Annotated in this window: 26 protein-coding genes; 5 read left to right on the forward strand and 21 right to left on the reverse strand. The window is 44.8% G+C overall.

Annotation, left to right across the window (positions count from 1 at the left end; all coding sequences use genetic code 11):
• Positions 1–87: 87 nt before the first annotated feature.
• The 5 genes from ACPW7N_RS14565 to ACPW7N_RS14585 all read right to left on the reverse strand — a co-directional run bounded on the left by ACPW7N_RS14565 (position 88) and on the right by ACPW7N_RS14585 (position 3,678).
• Positions 88–330, reverse strand: a complete 243-nt coding sequence (locus ACPW7N_RS14565; RefSeq protein ID WP_425651833.1) for a hypothetical protein — start codon at positions 328–330, stop codon at positions 88–90.
• Positions 327–1,313, reverse strand: coding sequence for a hypothetical protein (locus tag ACPW7N_RS14570; protein ID WP_425651834.1), 987 nt, complete (start codon positions 1,311–1,313; stop codon positions 327–329). The genes ACPW7N_RS14565 and ACPW7N_RS14570 overlap by 4 nt, the downstream gene beginning before the upstream one ends.
• Positions 1,314–1,480: 167 nt before the next feature.
• On the reverse strand, positions 1,481–2,428 hold the full coding sequence (locus tag ACPW7N_RS14575) for a 3'-5' exoribonuclease YhaM family protein (RefSeq protein WP_425651835.1): 948 nt from the start codon (positions 2,426–2,428) through the stop codon (positions 1,481–1,483).
• A gap of 15 nt (positions 2,429–2,443) precedes the next feature.
• Positions 2,444–3,043 carry a YkvA family protein gene (locus ACPW7N_RS14580; protein ID WP_425651837.1) on the reverse strand — a complete coding sequence of 200 codons (600 nt, stop codon included), beginning with the start codon at positions 3,041–3,043 and terminating at the stop codon, positions 2,444–2,446.
• Between the two features lie 2 nt (positions 3,044–3,045).
• Entirely contained in the window at positions 3,046–3,678 is a 633-nt protein-coding gene (locus ACPW7N_RS14585; RefSeq protein WP_425651869.1) for a DedA family protein, read from the reverse strand.
• A 183-nt stretch (positions 3,679–3,861) separates the two neighbouring features.
• On the opposite strand from ACPW7N_RS14585, the gene phaQ reads away from it, so the two are divergent.
• The 3 genes from phaQ (at position 3,862) to ACPW7N_RS14600 (ending at position 5,392) form a co-directional block, all read left to right on the forward strand.
• A complete protein-coding gene (phaQ, locus tag ACPW7N_RS14590) occupies positions 3,862–4,236 on the forward strand; it encodes a poly-beta-hydroxybutyrate-responsive repressor (RefSeq protein ID WP_425651838.1) in 375 nt (124 codons plus the stop codon).
• A 41-nt stretch (positions 4,237–4,277) separates the two neighbouring features.
• Positions 4,278–4,787, forward strand: coding sequence for a hypothetical protein (locus ACPW7N_RS14595; RefSeq protein ID WP_425651840.1), 510 nt, complete (start codon positions 4,278–4,280; stop codon positions 4,785–4,787).
• A 143-nt stretch (positions 4,788–4,930) separates the two neighbouring features.
• A complete protein-coding gene (locus ACPW7N_RS14600) occupies positions 4,931–5,392 on the forward strand; it encodes a DUF2062 domain-containing protein (RefSeq protein WP_425651841.1) in 462 nt (153 codons plus the stop codon).
• 66 nt (positions 5,393–5,458) lie between these two features.
• Here the strand turns inward: ACPW7N_RS14600 and ACPW7N_RS14605 are convergent, their stop codons facing one another.
• The 12 genes from ACPW7N_RS14605 to ACPW7N_RS14660 form a co-directional block, all read right to left on the reverse strand.
• Complete coding sequence (locus ACPW7N_RS14605; protein ID WP_425651843.1) at positions 5,459–5,683, reverse strand: hypothetical protein; 225 nt, start codon at positions 5,681–5,683, stop codon at positions 5,459–5,461.
• 181 nt (positions 5,684–5,864) lie between these two features.
• Positions 5,865–6,014 (reverse strand): hypothetical protein, encoded by a 150-nt coding sequence (locus ACPW7N_RS14610; RefSeq protein WP_425651871.1) that lies wholly within the window; start codon positions 6,012–6,014, stop codon positions 5,865–5,867.
• Positions 6,015–6,120: 106 nt separating this feature from the next.
• Entirely contained in the window at positions 6,121–6,456 is a 336-nt protein-coding gene (locus ACPW7N_RS14615) for a PspC domain-containing protein (RefSeq protein WP_425651844.1), read from the reverse strand.
• Positions 6,457–6,570: 114 nt separating this feature from the next.
• The gene (locus ACPW7N_RS14620) at positions 6,571–7,185 is read right to left on the reverse strand and encodes a flavin reductase family protein (RefSeq protein ID WP_425651845.1); all 615 of its coding nucleotides are present in this window, start codon (positions 7,183–7,185) and stop codon (positions 6,571–6,573) included.
• Between the two features lie 54 nt (positions 7,186–7,239).
• On the reverse strand, positions 7,240–8,403 hold the full coding sequence (locus ACPW7N_RS14625) for a homogentisate 1,2-dioxygenase (protein ID WP_425651846.1): 1,164 nt from the start codon (positions 8,401–8,403) through the stop codon (positions 7,240–7,242).
• A gap of 23 nt (positions 8,404–8,426) precedes the next feature.
• Positions 8,427–9,362, reverse strand: a complete 936-nt coding sequence (locus tag ACPW7N_RS14630; protein WP_425651847.1) for a fumarylacetoacetate hydrolase family protein — start codon at positions 9,360–9,362, stop codon at positions 8,427–8,429.
• Between the two features lie 202 nt (positions 9,363–9,564).
• Positions 9,565–9,903 carry a DUF3870 domain-containing protein gene (locus ACPW7N_RS14635; protein ID WP_425651848.1) on the reverse strand — a complete coding sequence of 113 codons (339 nt, stop codon included), beginning with the start codon at positions 9,901–9,903 and terminating at the stop codon, positions 9,565–9,567.
• Between the two features lie 61 nt (positions 9,904–9,964).
• The gene (locus ACPW7N_RS14640; protein ID WP_425651849.1) at positions 9,965–10,870 is read right to left on the reverse strand and encodes an RluA family pseudouridine synthase; all 906 of its coding nucleotides are present in this window, start codon (positions 10,868–10,870) and stop codon (positions 9,965–9,967) included.
• A gap of 111 nt (positions 10,871–10,981) precedes the next feature.
• Positions 10,982–11,134, reverse strand: a complete 153-nt coding sequence (locus ACPW7N_RS14645) for a hypothetical protein (protein ID WP_425651850.1) — start codon at positions 11,132–11,134, stop codon at positions 10,982–10,984.
• Between the two features lie 382 nt (positions 11,135–11,516).
• Complete coding sequence (tpx, locus tag ACPW7N_RS14650) at positions 11,517–12,038, reverse strand: thiol peroxidase (RefSeq protein ID WP_425651851.1); 522 nt, start codon at positions 12,036–12,038, stop codon at positions 11,517–11,519.
• A 106-nt stretch (positions 12,039–12,144) separates the two neighbouring features.
• Positions 12,145–12,681, reverse strand: coding sequence for a hypothetical protein (locus tag ACPW7N_RS14655; protein ID WP_425651852.1), 537 nt, complete (start codon positions 12,679–12,681; stop codon positions 12,145–12,147).
• A gap of 53 nt (positions 12,682–12,734) precedes the next feature.
• Complete coding sequence (locus ACPW7N_RS14660) at positions 12,735–13,580, reverse strand: lipid II flippase family protein (RefSeq protein WP_425651853.1); 846 nt, start codon at positions 13,578–13,580, stop codon at positions 12,735–12,737.
• A gap of 323 nt (positions 13,581–13,903) precedes the next feature.
• Between ACPW7N_RS14660 and pyc the strand changes: the two genes are divergently transcribed.
• Positions 13,904–17,350 carry a pyruvate carboxylase gene (gene pyc, locus ACPW7N_RS14665; protein WP_425651854.1) on the forward strand — a complete coding sequence of 1,149 codons (3,447 nt, stop codon included), beginning with the start codon at positions 13,904–13,906 and terminating at the stop codon, positions 17,348–17,350.
• Positions 17,351–17,496: 146 nt separating this feature from the next.
• On the forward strand, positions 17,497–18,753 hold the full coding sequence (gene fliD, locus ACPW7N_RS14670; protein WP_425651855.1) for a flagellar filament capping protein FliD: 1,257 nt from the start codon (positions 17,497–17,499) through the stop codon (positions 18,751–18,753).
• 78 nt (positions 18,754–18,831) lie between these two features.
• On the opposite strand, the gene ytfJ is transcribed toward fliD, so the two are convergent.
• The 4 genes from ytfJ to ACPW7N_RS14690 all read right to left on the reverse strand — a co-directional run bounded on the left by ytfJ (position 18,832) and on the right by ACPW7N_RS14690 (position 21,363).
• Positions 18,832–19,308 (reverse strand): GerW family sporulation protein, encoded by a 477-nt coding sequence (gene ytfJ / locus ACPW7N_RS14675; protein WP_425651856.1) that lies wholly within the window; start codon positions 19,306–19,308, stop codon positions 18,832–18,834.
• Positions 19,281–19,931, reverse strand: coding sequence for a DUF2953 domain-containing protein (locus ACPW7N_RS14680; protein ID WP_425651870.1), 651 nt, complete (start codon positions 19,929–19,931; stop codon positions 19,281–19,283). Before ACPW7N_RS14680 ends, ytfJ begins: the two co-directional genes overlap by 28 nt.
• Positions 19,932–19,991: 60 nt before the next feature.
• The gene (locus ACPW7N_RS14685) at positions 19,992–20,969 is read right to left on the reverse strand and encodes an S-layer homology domain-containing protein (protein WP_425651857.1); all 978 of its coding nucleotides are present in this window, start codon (positions 20,967–20,969) and stop codon (positions 19,992–19,994) included.
• 196 nt (positions 20,970–21,165) lie between these two features.
• Positions 21,166–21,363, reverse strand: coding sequence for an alpha/beta-type small acid-soluble spore protein (locus ACPW7N_RS14690; protein ID WP_425651858.1), 198 nt, complete (start codon positions 21,361–21,363; stop codon positions 21,166–21,168).
• Positions 21,364–21,455: the final 92 nt, after the last annotated feature.

Consider the following 21,455-nt stretch of genomic DNA (forward strand, 5'->3'; position numbering starts at 1 on the left):
TCCCAGCGCGGTATGCGCGGGGAACGAATCCCCCTATATATACCGCATGTAACAGATATTATTCAAGTTTTTCCTATTTTCATTCATTCAATCGATACTCATATCCGCTAAAGGTTCCCAGTGATCTACGAATGATTGGAGCTTTTGAATACGCTCTTCAATTCGCTTTTTCTCCAAAATATATTCAGAGATACGTGAAAGCTGGTTCTCACTAAATAATTCAACGACTTGCTGTTCCATAAGAGTAAGGCGCATCCGGTATGCCGCAATTACCTCTCTTAACCGTTCAAACCGTTGATCAAGTTGGATAGAGTTCTCTTGAATGATCATTGCTGGTCGTATTGTGCAAGCACTTGCGAAATACCGAGTAATGCTTGCTCATTCTTATGTTTCTCATTCATCAGTACTTCAATCGCTTGAATATTGCTTTGCTGGAAGTTAATAATTACTTCTTGTGCCATTTCCTGATTTCTCACTTCCAGAAGTGCCAATGCCTGGCGCAGATGTTGAGTAACCTCTTGTTTCACGTTTGCCTGCACTTGAGTTGTATTCATATGTGTTTCCTCCTCGAACGTATTAGGTAAGTTGTTTTCCTGTTGGATCGTCGCTGCAATTTCAGTTTCAGCAAATGTCATCTCAATTTGTTCCTTTGGTTCCTTAAGTTCTTCAAGTTCTTCAAGTTCTTCAAGTTCTTCAAGTTCTTTAGGTTCATCTGAATAAACCAGGAACAGATTGTCTCCTACCAGCTTGAACCTGTCGTCCAATTCAGGCAAGAAGATATACTCTTTTTGCTGAAGCCCCAGCTCCTGTTCCACGAAATAATACAGATTGCGTAAAGAGACGTACTCTACTTCTTTACTGGCAACCCAGTCATAAATCTGGTCGTTCATCAGTTTCCACTCGGCTAAGAACCAACGAGAGTCTCCCTCATACTGAACGAATCTCGGATCTTTTTCCAGGACTAGCAAACGAGATGCCTGATTCCATGAAAATTGCGTTTGTCTGCGTACCTCTCGAAGTATCTGTTCTACCGTCTTAGGGGCATGCGTATCACGTACATATCGATAAGCTAAGTCAAAGAGCTGGTGCGGTTGGTAGGTAAACTCGATGATTGCTTCCGAGCTTCCCACACGCACAGGCCCTTGGGACATCGATAAAATTTCCTGTAATAAACGCTCACTATCTGCTGTTTGCTCTGTCTTCGTCAACCATTGGTTGAGTCGTCCGATGATCTCATCTTTTGGAAGTGAACGCTCCCCTAGCCGAAAAACCTTCTTGATGTAGCTTGCTGGCGTATAGGTTGGCCGTTTCATGAACATTCTCCTTCATTACTTACCATGTTCTTTCCACGAAAATGGAATAACTTAGTTATTCTACAATAATCGCAAATCTCCTACAACTGTAAGGATTTTTTTGCTGATTTAAGCGCAAGAAAAGCCAATTGCCCCTATGTCTTAGAGGTAAATGGCTTCATTGATTGTTAATACCCCCGCCACACCTTGCGTCTCAAGGCAGGTGAATAAATCCACTCTTCTTCTGCTTCCCCATCGGCAATTGCTTGTCCCACTGCATTCATCTTGCTGTCAATCTGATCAAGGTAATGAAACATGATAGCCGTTGGTGTCTTGCCCGAAACCGCACTGCCCCAGCCGAATTCGAGGTCACCGTGATGACTCAAAATACAGTGTTTGAGATGTAATACTTCATTGTCATGTGGATCGATTCCCAGCGTGCGACAAGCTTCACTGACAAGATCAACCCCCATTACCAGATGCCCCATCAATTGACCAGGCGTCGAGTATTCAGGTGCAAATGCATCTGTCAGCTCATACAGCTTGCCAATATCATGCAAAATACAGGTGGCATAGAGGACATCCTTATCGATCTGTGGGTACAGAGGAACGAGTCGTTTGGCTGCCTCAAGCAACGAGACAATATGCTCCAGCAAACCACTGTAGTAGTTGTGGTGCATTTTGACTCCTGCGGGAAAACTCTTTAACCGGACAAAAAGGTCTTCATCAGAAAGAATGGTGCGGATCACAGCTATCAGCTTCTCGCTTTGCATCTCACGAATCGTTACTTCCAGACGATCCCACAGCTCTTCCACAGTGAATTTGGACGTAGGGACGAGCGTCTCCATCGCCACTTCATCGGCTTGTGTGGTCAGGCGAATGCGGGAGATGATCAATTGCTTTTTACCACGGTATGATTGTACCTGTGCATCAATTTTTACAATGGACTTTACTTGGATGGATTGTTTATGCTCTTCGGTCACATCCCAAAGCTTGGCAACAATCGAACCGCTGGAATCACCCAGCTCCAGATTCATGTATTCACTTTGATTGCTTGTGACACCGATCTCCCGACTTTTCACCAAGCAAAACGTGACAAGTCTTTCTCCCTCCGCATAATCGTGCAAATATCTCATAACGGTTCTCACTTTCTATTTTCGTTTCCCCAACAGGATTTCTTCGATTTTTTTCAGTACTCTTCTGCCGATCAATTCGTCAGCCGACTTCACGACCCGGGTAATCACATCGAGCAGGTCTTCTGTGCCATTCCAATGTTCCTTGACGATTTTATGATCCACATCAACCAAAATTTTTCTGAGCGCATAGACAGCCAGCACGACATCATCAGTTAGCCCTAGTGGTCCTGTCAACGCTTCCGGAATAAAATCAATTGGAGCGATAAAGTAGGCGATGGCTACACCAGCAATCGTTTTTGACTGAACCGGCACACGCTTGTCCACGATGAGCCGGGCAAGCAGTACGAATAAATCTGGTGCCAGCAAAACGTACTTGGCGATATTGTCACTTACCCCTTTTTCATGAATAAACCGCTCGATTTTGCTCCTGAGCTTGTCATAGAACCGCTGGTGCTCTTCAGAAAGCTGAATGGGAACAAGCTGTTGCGTTGGTTTATTTTCTATGATGACGGGGACGTGGCTGTCAGGTGTTTCATGTGCTTTGATTTCAGATTTTGTTTCGGGGTTGATGTAAACCTCATTTTCCTTTTTGTTTTCATCGGACAAATTCGACATGTTTATTCCCTCCCATTAGGATTTTTGGCGCAGGTTGGCGTGCTGCCTGGAACTTTTCTCGTTTTACGAAAGTAGGAGTAGCCAGCAATAATGGCAAAAACTACAACAAAAAAGATGGCCAGATTACGAGAAATCAAATCAAACAGCTCATCCCATCGCTCACCCAATTGCCATCCCAAGGTTACGAACAGCACACTCCAGAACAAGCCCCCTGTGTATGTATACAGCATAAAAGTTGGGAACGGGAGCTTCGTGATGCCTGAAAAATAGGCAGTGAACTGTCTGACTCCTGGGATAAAATAGCCTAGTGGCAACGCCCATTTCCCCACTTGATTGAACCAATCCTCTGTTCGTTTGTACAGTGTATACCCCATCCCCAGTCGCTTTCCGTACTTTTCAATAAACGGATACCCCAACAGGCGACCAATCCAGTAGGCTAATGTCATTGCACTGATTGAGCCGAGAAAACAGGTTACAAACGTCGGAAAATAAGCTAGCTTGCCAGTCGAAACCAAAAAACCGGAGAAGACCAGCAACGTCTCTTCGGGCAATGGCATTCCAATAATACCCAGAAAAAACAATATGTAAAGTGAAACATAGCCGTACTGTTCAATATAGCCACCGAACAACTCCATAATTTCCTGCAAAAATCTTCACCACATTTCACATAGGTGTTTGCTGCTTCGTCTATCTATCATTATGCCAAATCACAGTGGGAATTCAAAGTAAGAAGCAGTCTCTTGACATTTTCTGTCTATAAGTGTAAATTACACATAGGTAAATAATGAATACTATATAGATAAAGGAGGGTTTCTGACATGGATCAAGATATGGTGAAACCCATTCGTAGCTGGCTGACACCTTACCTTTTACTTTTGTTACGTTCCTGGGAGACCCACGGATACGATTTGATCCAAAAGCTTAGTCTGTTCGGATTTCCCAGTGTAGATCAAGGAACTGTCTACCGTACATTACGACAACTAGAGAAAGAAGGTTTCATTACTTCCGCATGGGATGCAGCAGATGGCGGCCCTGCACGCAGGTTGTACTCGATTACCGATGCAGGAGAACAGTTTTTGAAGCAATGGGCGGGTGCGCTAGGAGAGTATAATCGAATGCTCGAAAGCTTCTTTTCCTTATACACAGGAAAACCGATTAACCCGTCTTCACCTTCTGATACAGACAAAGAGTAGCAGGTAAAACGATATTACGATGGTGCGAGGAGGATAGTAGCATGCAAAATCAACAAGCGTTTCTGAATTTGCCACAAGCGATGCTGGATTTGTACGAAAAACAATGGGCGCAAGTAACCGATACTGCAGCCAAAACAGATGTTTTCTCCGAAGTTATGCAATCCTATCTCCAGACAGCAGCTTTTTGGCAAGAGGTCGTTACCAAAACAAACAACACCTGGTTGAACTCCTTGAACCTCCCGACACGTGAAGAGGTAGCACTTACCAATGAACAAATCGTTTATTTAGAGGAACGTCTGGAGGAAGCAGAGGAAAAACTGGCTCAAGCCGAATCACAAAACGCACGCATCGTTTATTTGGAACACGAGCTTTCGACCCTTCGAGCAGAGCATGCAACGCTTCTGACACAGATACAGGTCTTGTCAGACAAGCTTTCTTCCGTGATAGAAGGTAGCGGAGACAGCGCAACAGTTTCTCCCAAGCAAACCCCTCCTGCTGCGAAACCCCGAAAGTCAAGTCGTACAAAAAACACTTCTGAAACTTCTGAATAAGCTAATCGGGCGGGATTAGGTGCAAGCCATCCCGCTTTTTTCATTTGAAAAAGCAGGAAAAGTCTGCTTCACCATGGCTACATCCATATAATTAGGTTATAATGTATATACTTTATTGTATTTCTATAAGGAGACCAGCCATCATGTGGAGAAAACTTTATCGCAAACTAAAATACGAATACTACAAGTTAATACGCATGAAGGGTGATCCATCGAAAATAGCTCGAGGCTTTTCTGTTGGGATTTTTATTGAGTTTATCTTGATACCTACATTCCTGGTGTCCCTTATATTTCTCTACCCATTAAATTTACTGCTTCGTTCCAGCTTTTCCGCTTCTCTGATTGGTTTTGTTATCGGCAAAATTATTTTACCCGTTTTTATGCTGATTAACTTTAATATTGGCAACATTATTATTGGCAAACCATCTGAGGATCATATCGGAATCGGATGGGCTTGGTTAAAGCAGAATTTGCTAGCCTATTTAACGGGTAGTGCCATTATGGGACTACTGGTAGCATTCGGCAGTTATTTCCTTATCCTTTTCTCACTGCAGTGGTATCGTAAAAAAAAGGCTCGCCGCTCCCTTGCCCAAGGTGAGGCGTAAATGTATACAGTCGACTGAATCAAAAAAAAGACCGAATTCCTATCAAGGAGTTCGGTCTTTTTTTACTTATTTTTTGAAAGCGCCTTGTTCACGAAGGGTTTCCATGATTTCACTTACTGTGTACTTCTCATCAAGCAAAGACATAATTGTATCAACTTGATCCATTTCCAGACCAGTTGCCCACAAGCTATCACGGAGCAAGACATCGTTAGAGCGACGGAAATAAGTTTGAAGCGTGCGCAACACACGTCCTTCAAAACTGGTTCCCAACAACAATTCAGTTGTAGACATAGCATCCACCTCTTATGTAATTCGATTCGCTTTCCAGCACATATTCATATATTATGCCCGAAAATGAAAATAGAATCAACTTTCTTTTGGCGCTCCTAAATCTTTTGCACTGTCGACAAACAAATCCACCCGATCGAAGCCTGAGCTTTGTCGGGTGGAGCGCGGTTTACTGCCTGTTCAATTATCTTGCAACTTTTTGATTTGACACTACCAACATTTCTTCCAACTCTTCAACATCTCGCTCCAACTCGCGGATGTCGTCTTCAATCAGTTGTTTTAGATGTTGTTTTTCGCGTAATACTTTGCGAGTTTGTTCCAAGCGTTGGTTCATGTCAAAAACTCCTAAATACACTGCCGTTCCCTCCCTATGTAGGATGCATCTTCCACCTTACAAGATATGCAACGGCAGCTTGTCAGTTTACAGATATTCTTTTGATTTATATTTTCCACTTCGCAAGTTCCGCACGAAGACGAATAATCTCTTCTTGCAGTGCTCTTTTTTCAATTCGATCAATGTCTCTGTCCAAATCGATTCCCGCAGGCATGGCGTATGGATGACCAAACAGGTCTTTATCCATGGAATACGGTGAAAAAAGCGGCTCTTTCGGCATAATGATCGCCATCAGGAAATACAAAAGCAACGGAACTCCTGTGAAAATGATGACCAAGACAGTCGCAAGCCTTACTAAGGTTGGGTCAATGCCAAACGTCTGAGCTAATCCTCCGCAAACCCCAAACACTTTTTTATCTGTGCGTGAACGATACAAACGCATATAATTCCACCCTTTCTGATATCCGTTACCTTGATATCTCTATGGTAGCGAATTTTGATCGTTCGTATAACTGGCTGGGGAGGGATTTGTCCTCCGTCTCGGGGCGGAGCTGCTTTACTTGTTTGGCAAAGCAGGACGTGGACGGTCGAATGTTTCTCCGACTGTTCCGTAGGTGTGCCCTGCCAAACGGCTTACCGGGGACAGACCTGCCAAATCGATCCTGCCTTCATAGTACAGCTCATCCTTGACATGCACATGGATTACTTCGCCAATGATCAGGTCAGATGCTGCCGGATCACCGAGCGTAACGATTTGGTGAAGCCGACACTCGAAGTGGATTCTAGACTCTGCCAGCCGAGGCGTTTTGACTGCGCGGGAAGCTACAGAGGTCAAGCCGATTTCCTCTACCTCGCTCACATCACTGGGATAGTCGGCGGAGCTTTGATTGACTGCCTCTACATTGAAGAGATCGACCATATTGACCACAAATTCCCCTGTATCCGCAATGTTTCGGGCGGTGTCTTTCATCACTTGATTTGGCTTCCTCGATACCGCAATGGAAATCATCATCGGTTCGATACAGGCGACGTTGAAGTAACTGAAAGGAGCTGCATTCAACACACCCGTTTTCGATAGTGAGGTAACCCATGCGATGGGACGGGGAACCACACACCCGATGAGCAGCTTGTATTTGTCCTGTCGTTCAATTTGACTGATGTCAATTTCCATGTTCCGTCCTCCTTACAGTTGCTGCTGCACCTTTATCCTGGCTAAATGTACACCCTATTCTATCTTGGGCAGCCAGCTGTACATATAATCTTTATCTTCTACCGATAAGGCCTGTTGTGTCATCAACAATGGTCTGAAAGTATCCAGCATGACAGCAAGCTCCTGTGTCTCTTTTTTGCCGATACTAGCCTCGATCTTCCCTGGATGCGGGCCGTGGGGAATACCCATCGGATGGAGTGTAATCGAGCCTTCATGAATTCCTCTGCGGCTCATGAAATTGCCTGCTACATAATACAATACCTCGTCGCTCTCTACATTGCTATGGTAGTACGGAGCGGGAATTGCTTCTGGATGGTAGTCATACATCCGAGGGACAAAGGAGCAGATGACGAAATTGTGTCCGGCAAACATCTGGTGCACAGGTGGCGGCTGATGAATTCGTCCGGTGATCGGTTCAAAGTCATGAATGCTGATGGCATAGGGATACAGGTACCCGTCCCACCCCACTACATCAAGTGGATGAAAGTCAAACTGATAGCTGTACAACGAATTGCCTTTTTTCACCCGAACCTCAAATTCACCTGTCTCTGTATACGTCTCAAGTCGCTCAGGAACACGAATGTCTCGTTCACAAAACGGTGAGTGCTCTAACAACTGACCATGCTCATTGCGGTATCGTTTAGGCGTGGTGATCTCGTTGTCCGTTTCCATCACCAGGAATCGGCTTTGACCATCCGTTGGAATAATTCGATACGTCGTTCCGATGGGAATCATCAGGTAATCACCGGGGCGATAGGAGATGGTGCCAAAAATGGTTTGCAGCTCACCATGACCTTGATGGACGAACAATAGCTCATCTCCATCTGCATTGCGATAAAAGTAATCCATCGTTTCTATAGGGGCACAGACACCCAAAACCACGTCCTGATTGCCTAGCAAGTATTTACGTCCAAGAATAGGGTCTCCCCCCAGTGGCAGGTTAAAAGTTAGCAGATGCCGGTGTTTCAATACATCCATCTCGATTAATTCGAGATTCCGATCGGCAAATTTTCTGGCCTCTTTTACCTGTGTCGGCGGATTGTGATGATACAAAATTGATTGGATACCCGAAAAACCTTTTGTCCCCATCACTTGCTCACGATACAATTCTCCATTCGGTTTGTAAAACGTGGTATGACGCTTCTGCGGTACGTTCCCCATACGCTGATAAAACGGCATGCTTACTCCCCCTTGCGATTTTTTTATTTCACTACGTTGCGCAATACGCCCAGTCGGTCGATAACAAGCTCAACCACATCTCCAGACTCCAGCCACCCGAAGTTCTCTTCACCCAGTTCCAAAATGCAGCCTGTTCCGACAGTTCCCGAACCGATGACATCTCCCGGAAACAAGCGGCAGTCAGCAGAAGCTCGGGCAATCATCTGGGCAAAAGTAAATGTGATCTCTTGAAAATTGCCTCTCGAATACTCCTTGCCATTCACTCTCGCTACCATTTGCAAATCATAGCGATCTCCCTCTGCACTCGGAATCCGCAAATCCTCTAGTTCATCAGGAGTCACAAGATAAGGTCCTATTGATGTAGCAAAATCTTTTCCCTTGGCAGGCCCTAACCCTACTTTCACCTCTTCTCTTTGAATGTCCCTGGCACTCCAATCATTGAGGATACAAAACCCAGCAATATACGAGTCTGCTTCTTCAACAGTGATGTTGATACCGCTTTTGCCAATCACACATGCAATCTCCAGTTCGTAGTCCAGAGCACGTGATGCTTGCGGTCTGGCAATGCGATCATCAGGTCCGTGCATGGCGCAAGGATTTGAAAAATAAAAAACAGGAAATTGATACCACTCCTGAACCATCTTCAACCCTCTCCTTGCCCTCGCTGTTTTCACATGTGCCTCGAACGCATAAAAATCGCGAAAACTGGTTGGTCGGGGAATCGGCGGGCCAAGGTGTACCTGTTCAAGTGACAGTTTGAACCCCGAACTACGCTCAGAATTCCGTTGCAACTCTGCAAGAGATTCTCTCCAATTTCCCCAGTCCATCAGGAGATCCAGCATGGTAACCGCGCGACGAGAAGTTGCCTCTGCAACATCGATAATCCCGTCCTCAGTAAATATCCCCGCTCGCCATTCCTCGTCACCCGAATGATTTTTTCGAAATGTGACCAGCTTCATCTGAAAACCACCCCCATTGTTTTTTTGTAAATAGAAAAACCCAGTCTTCGCTCTCTTCTATCGAACAAAAAAGGACAGACAAATCCTGTACTTGTTGTTCCAAAAAAGATGATTGCGTAAGACTGGGTTCTGTCTACTTCGTCAAGAGCCGATCTTATCAGGATCAGCCCTCCATAGACAACCAGTTGTCAACGGTATGTATTTACTTATTTTTCTCGGTGTAACGGTCAATTGCTGCTTGGATGGCTTGAATAATAGCACCTTGCGTTGGTGTGAGAAAGCGTGAGCGAATCTCCTGGTGAATGAAATCCCAATCATCAAGGACGCTGCGCCCAATGACCAATCCTCGCAAAAATTCCTCAGTCAGCCCCATCAAAAATGTAAATGAAGCATCGACAACCTTGCCATCTCGCTTATCAATTACGAGTGAACAGGCAAACACTTTCTGCATCTCCGACAGTGGCGTTCCCTTTGGCAATTGGGCAAATCCGGTTGTCAGCAAATACTCGGAAGATACGTAGCGTGGCTTCGGATCGCTCATCAAGTCTGCCCCCTACTCCCATTTTATAAGAAAGATTCTGAACTTTCCACTAGGTAAATGTCTACAACTTCTTTTGCTTGATCTTGCGTACCAGCTCGGCCATATCGTCGGGCAATGGATCGGTAAAGATCTGTATTTGTTTTGTTCTCGGATGATTGAATTGCAAGCGAACGGCGTGCAGCGCTTGTCTGCCAATCTCATTCCGTATCCCTCCATACAAATCATCGCCGAGTAGCGGGTGTCCCAGATAGTTCATATGGACACGAATTTGATGTGTTCTACCAGTTTCCAATGACAGCTCGACCCATGTAGCTTCATTTCCTCTCGCCAGAACGGTGAAATGCGTTCGAGCCGATTGCCCATCCTCACGCACCTCTCTTTCGATAATCGAGGTTTCTTTCAGCCCGATTGGCGCATCAATGAGTCCCTGATCTTCCGCAACAACGCCATGAACAATCGCCTGATACGTCCGTTTCATCGTTTTATCCTGTTGCATGCGGGAGCATTGTTCATGTGCCCATTGATTTTTGGCCACCAAAAGTAGGCCAGAAGTGTCCTTGTCCAGCCGGTTGATCGGGCGAAATTTCCTACTTTCGCCCTTTGCCAGCCAATACGCCACAACGCCGTTGGCCAGTGTTCCGTTCGGATGTGTCCGAGTGGGATGAACGACCAGTCCTGGTGGCTTGGCGATCAGTAACAGGTCTTCGTCTTCATAGCGAATTACTAAAGACATCGGCTCCGGCTCCAGTGTCTCCGCTGATTCATCAGGGAGAGTGACTTGGATGACATCTCCTTCTGCCACCTTTTCATTTACATAGACGAGCGTCCCATTCCTGGATATTACACCGGAGTACTTGGCTGAGATGAGCAGGCGGCGGGAAACGCCGTAATTTTTTTGCAACAGGTCTCTTACTGTCAAGCCGCTTTCTTCTGGTGAAACGACGATGCGCAACAGCTCTTCATTCATGCTGCTTCTCCTTCACAACTTTGCTCTTCACAGTATATCGACTCTGGTCACAAAATCGCAAGCGAGTGGATAACATGCCTTCCCCAAAAAGAAAAAAACGCATGACATTTGTCAGGCGTTACTTTTGGATGCCTTTTCGTCTTTCTCAAGTGACGGCAGTTGATTCGGATGAATAAAAGTTTCTTTGGTTGTTTGTACTGGTCCCTTCGAAGCTTGCGGAGTCGAAGCCAGGAATTGTTCTAGGCGGTCTAGGCGTTTTGCCACTTTTATTCTCCTCCTTTCTCTACTACCATGTCTATTCGTGACTTTGGAAATATCGACTTAAATTCTTTAACTAAAAAAACTGCCCAACAAACAAAATGTCAGGCAGCTTGATCTTTACAATTCGTCCAAGGCATCAATTATTCGTAAAGTAACAATCCAATCTCATACAAGGCACCCAAGTGGAATTCAAATTCGTCTAGCTCCAGATTCGGAAACATGAGAAATTCACCTCTTTTCAAACTCTTTTGTTATTAGCTTTGCCAGTTATACGTATTCGTTATACCTTGTGGCAGTTACGAATGAGGAACAAAACGGAAAATGAAACACAAAAAAACGCCCCCGACGAATCGGAGACGTTTTGGCGTATCATTATTCGCAAATCTTACTTCGCTGCTTTTGCTGCTGCAATCGCTGCTTCGTAATCTGGATGAGTAGTAACTTCGTTTACGTATTCCACGTGAACCACTTTGTCATTTGCATCGACAACGAATACAGCACGAGCGAGCAAGCGAAGTTCTTTGATTACTACACCATAAGCAGTACCGAAAGAAAGATCACGGTGGTCAGACAAAGTTTGCACTTTATCGATACCGGCAGCACCGCACCAGCGGGATTGAGCAAATGGAAGGTCTACAGAGACGGTCAGAATGGTAACCCCGTCCAATTTAGCCGCTTCTTCGTTAAAACGGCGAGTTTGTTGGTCGCAAACACCTGTATCCAATGAAGGTACTACGGAGATAACACGAACAGTACCTTTGGAATCATTCAACGTAACTGGAGTTAAATTGTTTGCCAATACCGTAAAATCAGGTGCTTGATCTCCCACTTTTACTTCGTTGCCAACCAATGTAACAGGATTTCCTTTAAAAGTAATAACGCCTTGACGTTCAACAGCAGTCGTCATTGTAACGGCCTCCTTATTTTTGGAAATTATTATGTACCCTCTCTTATCTTACATCAACTAATGATATATTTCACTATAAAAATATAAAAAAGTATACCGTAATCTTTTAGAGCGACTTGCTAGCTAACTCTTTTTTGGCGGGTGGATCGATTTTTCTGATCTGTTTTACTTCATGTTCGAATTCCCAATCGGACTTGGCATTTAACTCATGACATTTCATCACAGCATGGTACAAGGCATATCGATAGCTTACTTTCTTCAGTTCATAGCGTGAAACAAACGTCTGTGGTGCAATCGTATTGATAATTTCAATCTGATAGGCATGTTTCTCATGTTTGGTGGTCGTCGGTACAACATACCCCATCTGTTTGAGTATACTTCCGCAATCAAATATACCCTCATCGTCAAAATCGATTACCTCTTCTGTAGAAGCAAGACGATCATAAAGCATGCTAATACTAAACAATTCAAGGTGTGGCGGTCGTGATATTGCCAGAACTGACCCATCGAAGTTGACGAAATAGATTTTGTCACGGTAGGCAAAAATAAGTTCATCTTCAGGCGTATCTTCCGAGCACAACCAGTACCTCTCAGGGATTAGCTCTCTCCAAATCGTTGCTGATTCCTTTGGCGTAAACTCCATTCTGTCATCCCTCCGTTCTCTCTACCATTTTGGGCAAAGAGAGCAGAGCATATTCATGAGAACAACCGATCGAAAATCAGCACGAACTCCTTGATCATGATCCCAAATGGCCACAACAGCACTTGCCCGATTACGGTTCCGAGCAGGCGCCCTACACCAAGCTGAAAAACCGCTGCTTTTAGATCGTGAATTCGTCGTTTCTCCAAGACGACATCATCCAACAGCTTGGCACTCACAGGATCGACAAAGATAACCAGAAGCACCGTGCCTACCCCGTTAATAACAGCCGCCATTTGGTTAGCCTTCAAAACATGATCAGGAACAAGAGTTCCGGCGTACAAAGAAGACAGGCTGGCAATGGAATAAAAAGCAAAAATGGCAGCATTCAATAGTAAAAACGTGTAAGGCATTTTCGCTGCCCTGATTTCTTGCCAGTTACTGCGAAAGGAAGGCAACCAGATTTGGGAGGGAAGCTTGCCCAAGGTGCGAAATAGCCCCTCATTGAATACGATTCTAGGCACACTTCCATGCTTGTCCAGCTTCAACGTTCCGATAGCAAGAATACGGGCAACAGATGGAGTCAGCAAAATTCCTGCAAGTATCCCGACACTCATAGATATGAGGACCAGCCGAAAATCATACACCATTGCGTCAATATTTTGCTCCCGAATAAGGGGATCAAGAATCTTTCTATTCCCTGTGATTACTTGGTCAACAATCGATGCGATCAAAATCGCCTGAATCATGACAGCAAATCGTGAAACAACAACGAGTATATTAAACAGTGAAGTCGATGCCCCAACCCGTCTGGTTCTGGCACCTGATAATCTGGCAGCGTATGAGACTGTCTCCACACAGCTAATAATACTGGTGACAAACATAATGAATAAAAGCTTCATGTTGCCATCCCCTCTCCAGTTCAACAAAAAATGCACCCATTTTCTAAAAAAACATTAAATAGTATAACACTTTTACTCAAAAAGGTGATTTAATAGAACATATTGACCGATTTATTGCGCACATTAATCGATTTTCCCTATAAAAAGTAAATAACAATTGCACAAAACAGTGCCAATCAGCAAGTAAATAGCATAACACTTTTTATAGGAAAAAAGTTTTTGCATTGCAAAAGAACGTGTCAATGTTACTAAAGTTTTGTATATTTATTTAAACAGAGTAATTAAGCCTCTTTAAGTGTAGAGAGCGTCTAGGGGGAGAAACCGTGGAACAGAGAAAAATTAAACGCTTATTGGTAGCCAACCGTGGAGAAATTGCCATCCGCATTTTCCGTGCGGCTACTGAACTAGGCATCCGTACTGTAGCTATTTACTCTGAGCAAGATAATGTATCTATTCATCGCTTCAAAGCTGATGAATCATATCTTGTGGGAGCAGGCAAAGGACCCATCGAAGCGTATCTGGATATCGAGAGTATTATCGAGATTGCCAAGCGCAACGACATTGACGCCATTCACCCTGGTTACGGGTTCCTTGCCGAAAATGGAGAATTCGCTCGCCGCTGCCAAGAAGAGGGCATCAAATTCATCGGGCCGTCACCGGAATTGATCGAAAAGTTCGGTGACAAGGTAGAAGCCCGCAAGATGGCAATTGAAGCAGGAATTCCAGTCATTCCTGGCACTCCGGAACCAATTGAAACACTGCAAGATGCCATGCTGTTCGCTAAAGAACACGGCTATCCGATCATCATCAAAGGTGTTTCCGGCGGTGGAGGTCGTGGCATGCGCATTGTTCGCAGCCAGGAAGAATTACAAGATGCACTGGATCGTGCCCGCTCTGAAGCTCGTTCCTCGTTCGGGAATGCCAAAGTGTATCTGGAGCGCTATCTGGAACAGCCGAAGCACATTGAAGTGCAGATCATCGGTGACGAACACGGCAATGTCGTTCATCTGTACGAGCGCGACTGCTCGATTCAGCGTCGCCATCAAAAAGTCGTCGAAGTGGCTCCAAGCGTAGCACTTGGCGAACAGTTGCGTCTGGAAATTTGTGAAGCTGCTCTTCGTCTCATGCAAAAAGCTGGTTATGCCAATGCTGGAACGGTTGAGTTTTTACTTACACCTGATAAGAAATTCTATTTTATTGAAGTTAACCCACGAATTCAAGTGGAGCATACCATCACCGAGCTAATTACCGGAATTGACGTTGTTCAAACGCAAATTCGTGTGGCAGAAGGACATGCATTGTCCGATTCTGTAATTGGCATCTCTTCTCAGGATGACATCAAAACAAACGGTTTTGCGATTCAATGCCGTGTTACTACCGAAGATCCTGAGAACAATTTCGCACCTGATACCGGTCGAATTCTCGCATGGCGTTCCGCTGGCGGTTTCGGTATTCGTCTTGATGGTGGCAATGGTTACCCTGGTGCCATTATCTCACCATATTACGATTCATTGCTGGTGAAGATTTCAACGTATGCTGAGGATTTCGAACAAGCGGCAAGCAAAATGTACCGCTCCCTTCGTGAATTCCGTATCCGTGGTGTGAAAACCAACCTGCAATTCCTGGAGAATGTCGTAACACACCCTGACTTCCTCAACGGGCAGTACGACACTTCCTTTATTGATACAAAGCCAGAGTTGTTCGTCTTCCCAGGCAGACAAGACCGTGGAACGAAATTGCTCAACTACATTGGAAACACGATTGTGAATGGCTATCCTGGTCTTCCCAAAGTCGAGAAAAAACCGCATTACGATTATCCGCGCATCCCAAAAACGCCAATTTCACAACCCTATCCAGAAGGAACAAAACAAATTCTGGATCGTGAAGGTGCGGATGGGTTAATCAAGTGGATTCAAGCGCAAAACAAGGTTCTCATTACGGATACCACATTCCGTGATGCCCATCAATCCCTGTTTGCCACTCGTGTTCGCTCCTATGATCTGGTGGCGATTGCAGAAGCAACAGGCAAACTGGCATCCGATTTGTTCTCGCTTGAAATGTGGGGCGGAGCAACGTTTGACACAAGCATGCGTTTCCTCAAGGAATCCCCTTGGGAGCGTCTGCAAATCCTGCGCCAAAAAATCCCGAATGTCTTGTTCCAAATGCTACTGCGTGGGGCAAATGCCGTTGGTTATACAAATTATCCGGACAATGTCATTCAAAGCTTCGTCAAGGCATCGGCTGAAAATGGTATTGACGTATTCCGCATCTTCGACAGCCTGAACTGGCTTCCTGGAATGCAGGTTGCTATCAACTCTGTGCGTGAAACAGGCAAAATTGCGGAAGCTGCTATCTGTTACACAGGAGATATCCTTGACCCGAATAAAACAAAGTACACGCTTTCGTACTACGTGAATTTGGCCAAAGAACTGGAAAAGGCTGGCGCACACATTCTTGCCATTAAAGATATGGCTGGCTTGTTGAAACCGTACGCTGCCTACGAGCTAGTCCGTGCGCTGAAGCAGGAGGTTGGCATTCCGATTCATCTGCACACACATGATACCTCTGGAAATGGCGGAGCGATGCTGTTGAAAGCGGTAGAAGCAGGCGTTGATATCGTTGATGCTTGCGTGAGCTCCATGTCGGGTCTCACCTCTCAACCGTCTCTAAACGCTCTGGTTGCTGGATTGGAACGCACCGAGCGTGATACCGGTCTCAATCTTGATTCCTTTAACAAGCTGTCCGATTACTGGGCAGACATCCGTCCACTCTACCAAGGCTTTGAGAGTGACATGAAAGCAAGCAATACAGAAGTGTACGTACATGAAATGCCGGGCGGCCAATATTCCAATCTGGAGCAACAGGCTAAGGCAGTTGGCCTGGATGGACGTTGGGACGAAGTAAAGACCATGTACTCTACTGTAAATCAGATGTTTGGAGATATCGTCAAAGTAACGCCTTCTTCCAAAGTGGTCGGTGACATGGCACTCTTTATGGTCCAAAACAACCTTACCGAAGAAACCATTTATGAAAAAGGACAGCGTATTGATTTCCCTGATTCCGTGATTCAATTCTTCCAGGGGTACCTCGGTCAACCACCGGGCGGCTTCCCGAAAGAACTGCAAGAGGTCATTTTGAAAGGCCGCGACTATTTCACGACTAGACCAGGAGAACTTCTGGCACCAGTAGACTTTGACAAAACCAAGAGCGAAATCGAAAGCAAGATCGGTCGTGAACCAAGTGACCTGGACGTTCTTTCTTACATTATGTACCCGCAGGTGTTCCTGCAATACGATCAAAGCCTGAAAGAATTTGGCGACCTCTCTGTACTCGATACGTCTACATTCTTCTACGGGCTCCGTCCGGGTGAAGAAGCATCTGTAAGCATCGAAAGAGGGAAAACACTGATCATCAAGCTTGTTGCAGTCGGCAACCTGCATCCCGATGGCAACCGCATTATCTACTTCGAATTGAATGGTCAGCCTCGTGAAGTGATGATTCGCGATCACTCAGCAGTAGTTACGGCAGACCTTCGTCCGAAAGCAGATCCTCAAAATCCGTATCAGCTTGGCGCTTCCATGCCGGGTAAAGTACTCAAAGTGCTGGTTGAGGTCGGCGATAAAGTCCGCAAAGGGGAGCACTTGCTTGTAAGCGAAGCGATGAAAATGGAGACGACCTTGCAAGCCCCTGGTGATGCGAAGGTAAAATCCATCCATGTGAAAGCTGGCGATACAATTGAAGCTGGCGACTTGTTACTAGAACTGGAATAACAAATATTACACTGAGAAGGGCGCTCCCAGATGGGTTAGCGCCCTTCCCTTGTCTCGTCTGCCCGTTTACTTACTGGAAAATGTTGAGCTATTGACAAAACAGAAGTATAATTAAGAATAATATGTTTCTTTTGGAGGTGAGCTTGGTGATCGGCATTACCCCTTATACTCTGACATCACAACGGCACAATCAGTACAATTTTCAAATGTATCAGGCATCATTGAAAAATCCTATTTACCCTCTGTCCAGCTATTCATTCCAATCTTTGTATATGAAACAACAGAGCTGGTCTTTGGAAACTTCTGCTGTCCTGACGAAATTGATGAATGAAGCTAGTTCCATTCGAAAAGAGGCAGAGCAATTCAACGCCAAACAGACAAAGAGTCCGCTTCATATACGGACCGTGACCTCTTCCAACCAACAGGCTGTTATAGCTACAGCACAGCCAAAAGCCGACATGACGAATTATAAGGTGGAAGTAACCAAGCTGGCTAAAATCCAAAAAAATACAGGCAATCAATTGTCCAGTAGCGCTTCTTCTAACCTACAGGGAAATCAGGCATTTCGACTGAATGTTGGCGGCAAAGAGCACACGGTCTCCTTTTACTCCTTTAAGGAGGATTCCAATCATCAGACGATGTCTCGCATGGCCAAGGCAATCAACCGGGATGATATTGGAGTGACTGCCCGAGTAATCGAGGATAAAGAGAAAGGTACCAGCCGGCTGGAGCTATCTAGCAATCAAACAGGGGTCAAGCAATCTTTTTCTATTTATGATGTCGAAGGAACCAGTGTTCAGACAACAGGAGCTGGCCAGGTGAGTCAATCAGCAGAAGACGCTGTCTATAAAGTAAATGACAAACCCTACACCTCTGATTCCAACAAAGTTACCATTGGTGATAAGAAGGATGTCACTCTTATGTTGAAGGAAGTAACGAGTGCATCCATTACATTGTCAGTTCAGCATGATCGGTCTCAAATACTTGATAAAGTGGAATCTCTGGTTGATCGGTTTAATCGGTTTGAATCGTTGCTTGATTCGACTTCGCTCCCTCTCTCCACTGATTTCCGCCGCTCCTTGCAAAAAATAAGCAATGATGCCAGAGCCCAGTTCGAAACGCTCGGAATTGAAACAATGGCTGACGGAAGCCTTGAGCTAGACGAACAGAAGCTTGCCGAGAAACTTGACAAGCAGTTCCAGCAGGTTCAATCAGCGATCAGTGGGTCAAATGGTTTTGCAACCAAGCTGGCAAAACTGGCTGAGCGGGTGGAACAAACTCCTGTGATCAATATGTATCAATCTCCAAACAATCGATTCAACCCATATAATCAGTATTTGCTTCCCAATGTGTTTCTCCAACAGGCTTCATCTACCGGGCTTTACTTGAATACCATCATGTAAAAAATAAAAAGAGGCATGGATACTTTTCATCCATCCCTCTTTTTTTCTGTGCAAAACGTCTCGACGTTACATGTTGTTTCAGCTTCTCTTCATAATCGTCTCAATATCGTCTTCGTCCGCATTGGTAATGATCGTAGTCGTTTGATGGTTATCCTTTTTGTTTGACTGCATGACTCCCTGGATCTTGTCAACAAATTGGGGCACTGAATCCAGGATGCGATCATACAAGTGGGTAGAATTTTCTAACGGTATGGAACGGATTCCCTGTTTGCCTACAACAAGAAATGCCACTGGAGTAATCGAAACCCCGCCACCACTACCTCCCCCAAATGGATGGGAATTACTATCGTTGTGAAGATGATGATTATCGTGGTGTTGATTATAATTGAATTCACTGCCTCCTGCCGCAAAGCCGAATCCAACTTTGGAAATAGGCAATATTACACTACCGTCAGGGGTTTCCACCGGGTCTCCGATAATCGTATTTACATCTACCATTTGCTTGAGGTTTTCCATTGTTGTACGCATTAAACCCTGGATGGGGTGGTCTGCCATTTTCGCTCACGCCCTTTTCTTAGTTTCAGTAAAATACGAATCCCTGTGACAATAGCATGTCCGAGCTTCAAAGTAAGTATGCACCTGAACTGAGTATGTATCACCGTCTGATTCCATACAGGCTGTACACTGAGACGTGGAAAGGTCCGCAAGACGATGTAGTTTGTCATGGTAGCAAGAATGATGCTTTTGATACTCCATATGATCCCCGTAATTGTTCCAGTAGCTGCTGCATCGCCAATCCCCATCGATGTATGCCAAGAAAGCTCCTTGCACTGTATATGCTTCAGAAATTTCTGGATGGTGGGGTAAAAATCATGTACATGGCTGATTACGGTATTCATTTGCTTCTTAACCCATTGCACCTTATCCTTCGTGATCGTATCGACTTTATCTGAATCATTGGGATTCATGCTGGATTCCATCTGTTGCTTCACTTTCACCTGAGAACCAATTATTTTGATCATGGGAATCTCATGCTTTATTCGAAACAATCGATACCATATAGTTATCTCAATGATGACATGATCCCGTTCTTGGTGTCGCTCGTACATCAGTACGATTCGCACCGGCGTGATTACCAGCAGTATCAGAAAAATACCAATAAGACCAAAAACAAACATGCCAACCAAAAAAATCCCCGCCTTTCCCCCATAGTATGAGTAGGAAAAGCGAGGAATATGTTAATCCAGCACGTACACTTTGGTGTCCTTTTGTCTTCCGTAAGCTTTTGCTGCTTCAAGGGAAGGCAAAAATACATCAACATGATTATTTTTCACAGCACCGCCAATATCTGCTGCAATAGCATAGCCGTATCCTTCAATATACAAATGAGAACCTAGTGCTATGACATTGGGATCGACAGCTACCGTTCCTACACGAAGTGGAGCACCAATAAATGATTTTTCCACATTCACTGAGCCTGTGTACGCAGTTGTTTGTACCGTTAGTTGACGCTTGTATTGAAAAGGTACAGGCTTTTCCGTACGGCTATAGGCCAATCGGGGAGCCACAATGTTTTCATACGTGTAATTAGCAGCCTCTGCTCGTGTAACCAGTTTCGTCGGTTCTAACAGTTGATCATCGGTTGGAGTCGCAATGTTTTTGTTCAGTGCATAGGCAAACTCACGCTGCCCCCAACTATCAATTTCGTGGGTATCCGGGTACTTGTTCAAGGTCTGTATCGTAGTTGACCATCGCAGTTGATTTACCCTGCCACTGTCACCCTTGGCACGGAGGAGTAAGGTGATGAACTCCTGCCGTTCAACTGTTTGTTGTTGATCAAAGTAAAGATTGCCTTGCCTTGGTGAACCGTTCACAATTCCCAGTCGATAAGCAGTTGTGGCAAAGGGATGCAGCCATGATTGCAACGAGATGTCAGCAAAAATTGTTTGGCTTCCCTGATACGGTGTAATTCCTTTTGCTTTCAAAAACAATGTAACCAGTTCAGCTCTCGTTATCGGCTGATCCGGATAAAATTTACCGTCTTCTTTCCCTTTAACAATCCCCTGCTTATACAATTCAGAAATTGCCTGTTCGGCCCAATGGCCAGATATATCGTCTAAACCTGTTGTTTTCTCTTCTGCCTGTACATCCTGGATTGGTAAATGCAATACCAGCATTATGCCAACCAGTAATGTCAAAAGCCATTTTCTACCCATTCATCAACCTCCATTATGTGACTTAACTATTTTGTCAATATGGGAAGCGATGCCAACCTGTAATGAAAAACCTAATCTTCATTTTACTATATGACTGATTTGGTTCAACCCTCAAATCCTGCCAATGGAAACATGAAAGGGCCCCTCTTTAGGGACCCTTTTTACCATCCAGTTATTCTGTTGTCTTTTCGATTGACTAGCGTCCAGACAATTGCTGTTCAGCAAAGGATACGAGACGTTTCGTAATCTCTCCACCGACACTGCCGTTTTGACGAGAAGTCGTATCTGCTCCGAGTTGTACGCCAAACTCTTGAGCGATTTCATATTTTAATTGATCAAGAGCTTGGTTTGCTTGAGGTACGAGAAGATTGTTGCTTCCACCTTGGTTTGCCATGTAGTTTCATCTCCTCTAACTTTTTTTGCTGCTAATTTGAGTTATTAGCAGCATTCAATGGATGTTAGCAACCCACTCAATGCTACTAATAA

This window comes from Brevibacillus nigriterrae, from assembly GCF_049846925.1.
Taxonomy (GTDB): domain Bacteria; phylum Bacillota; class Bacilli; order Brevibacillales; family Brevibacillaceae; genus Brevibacillus_H.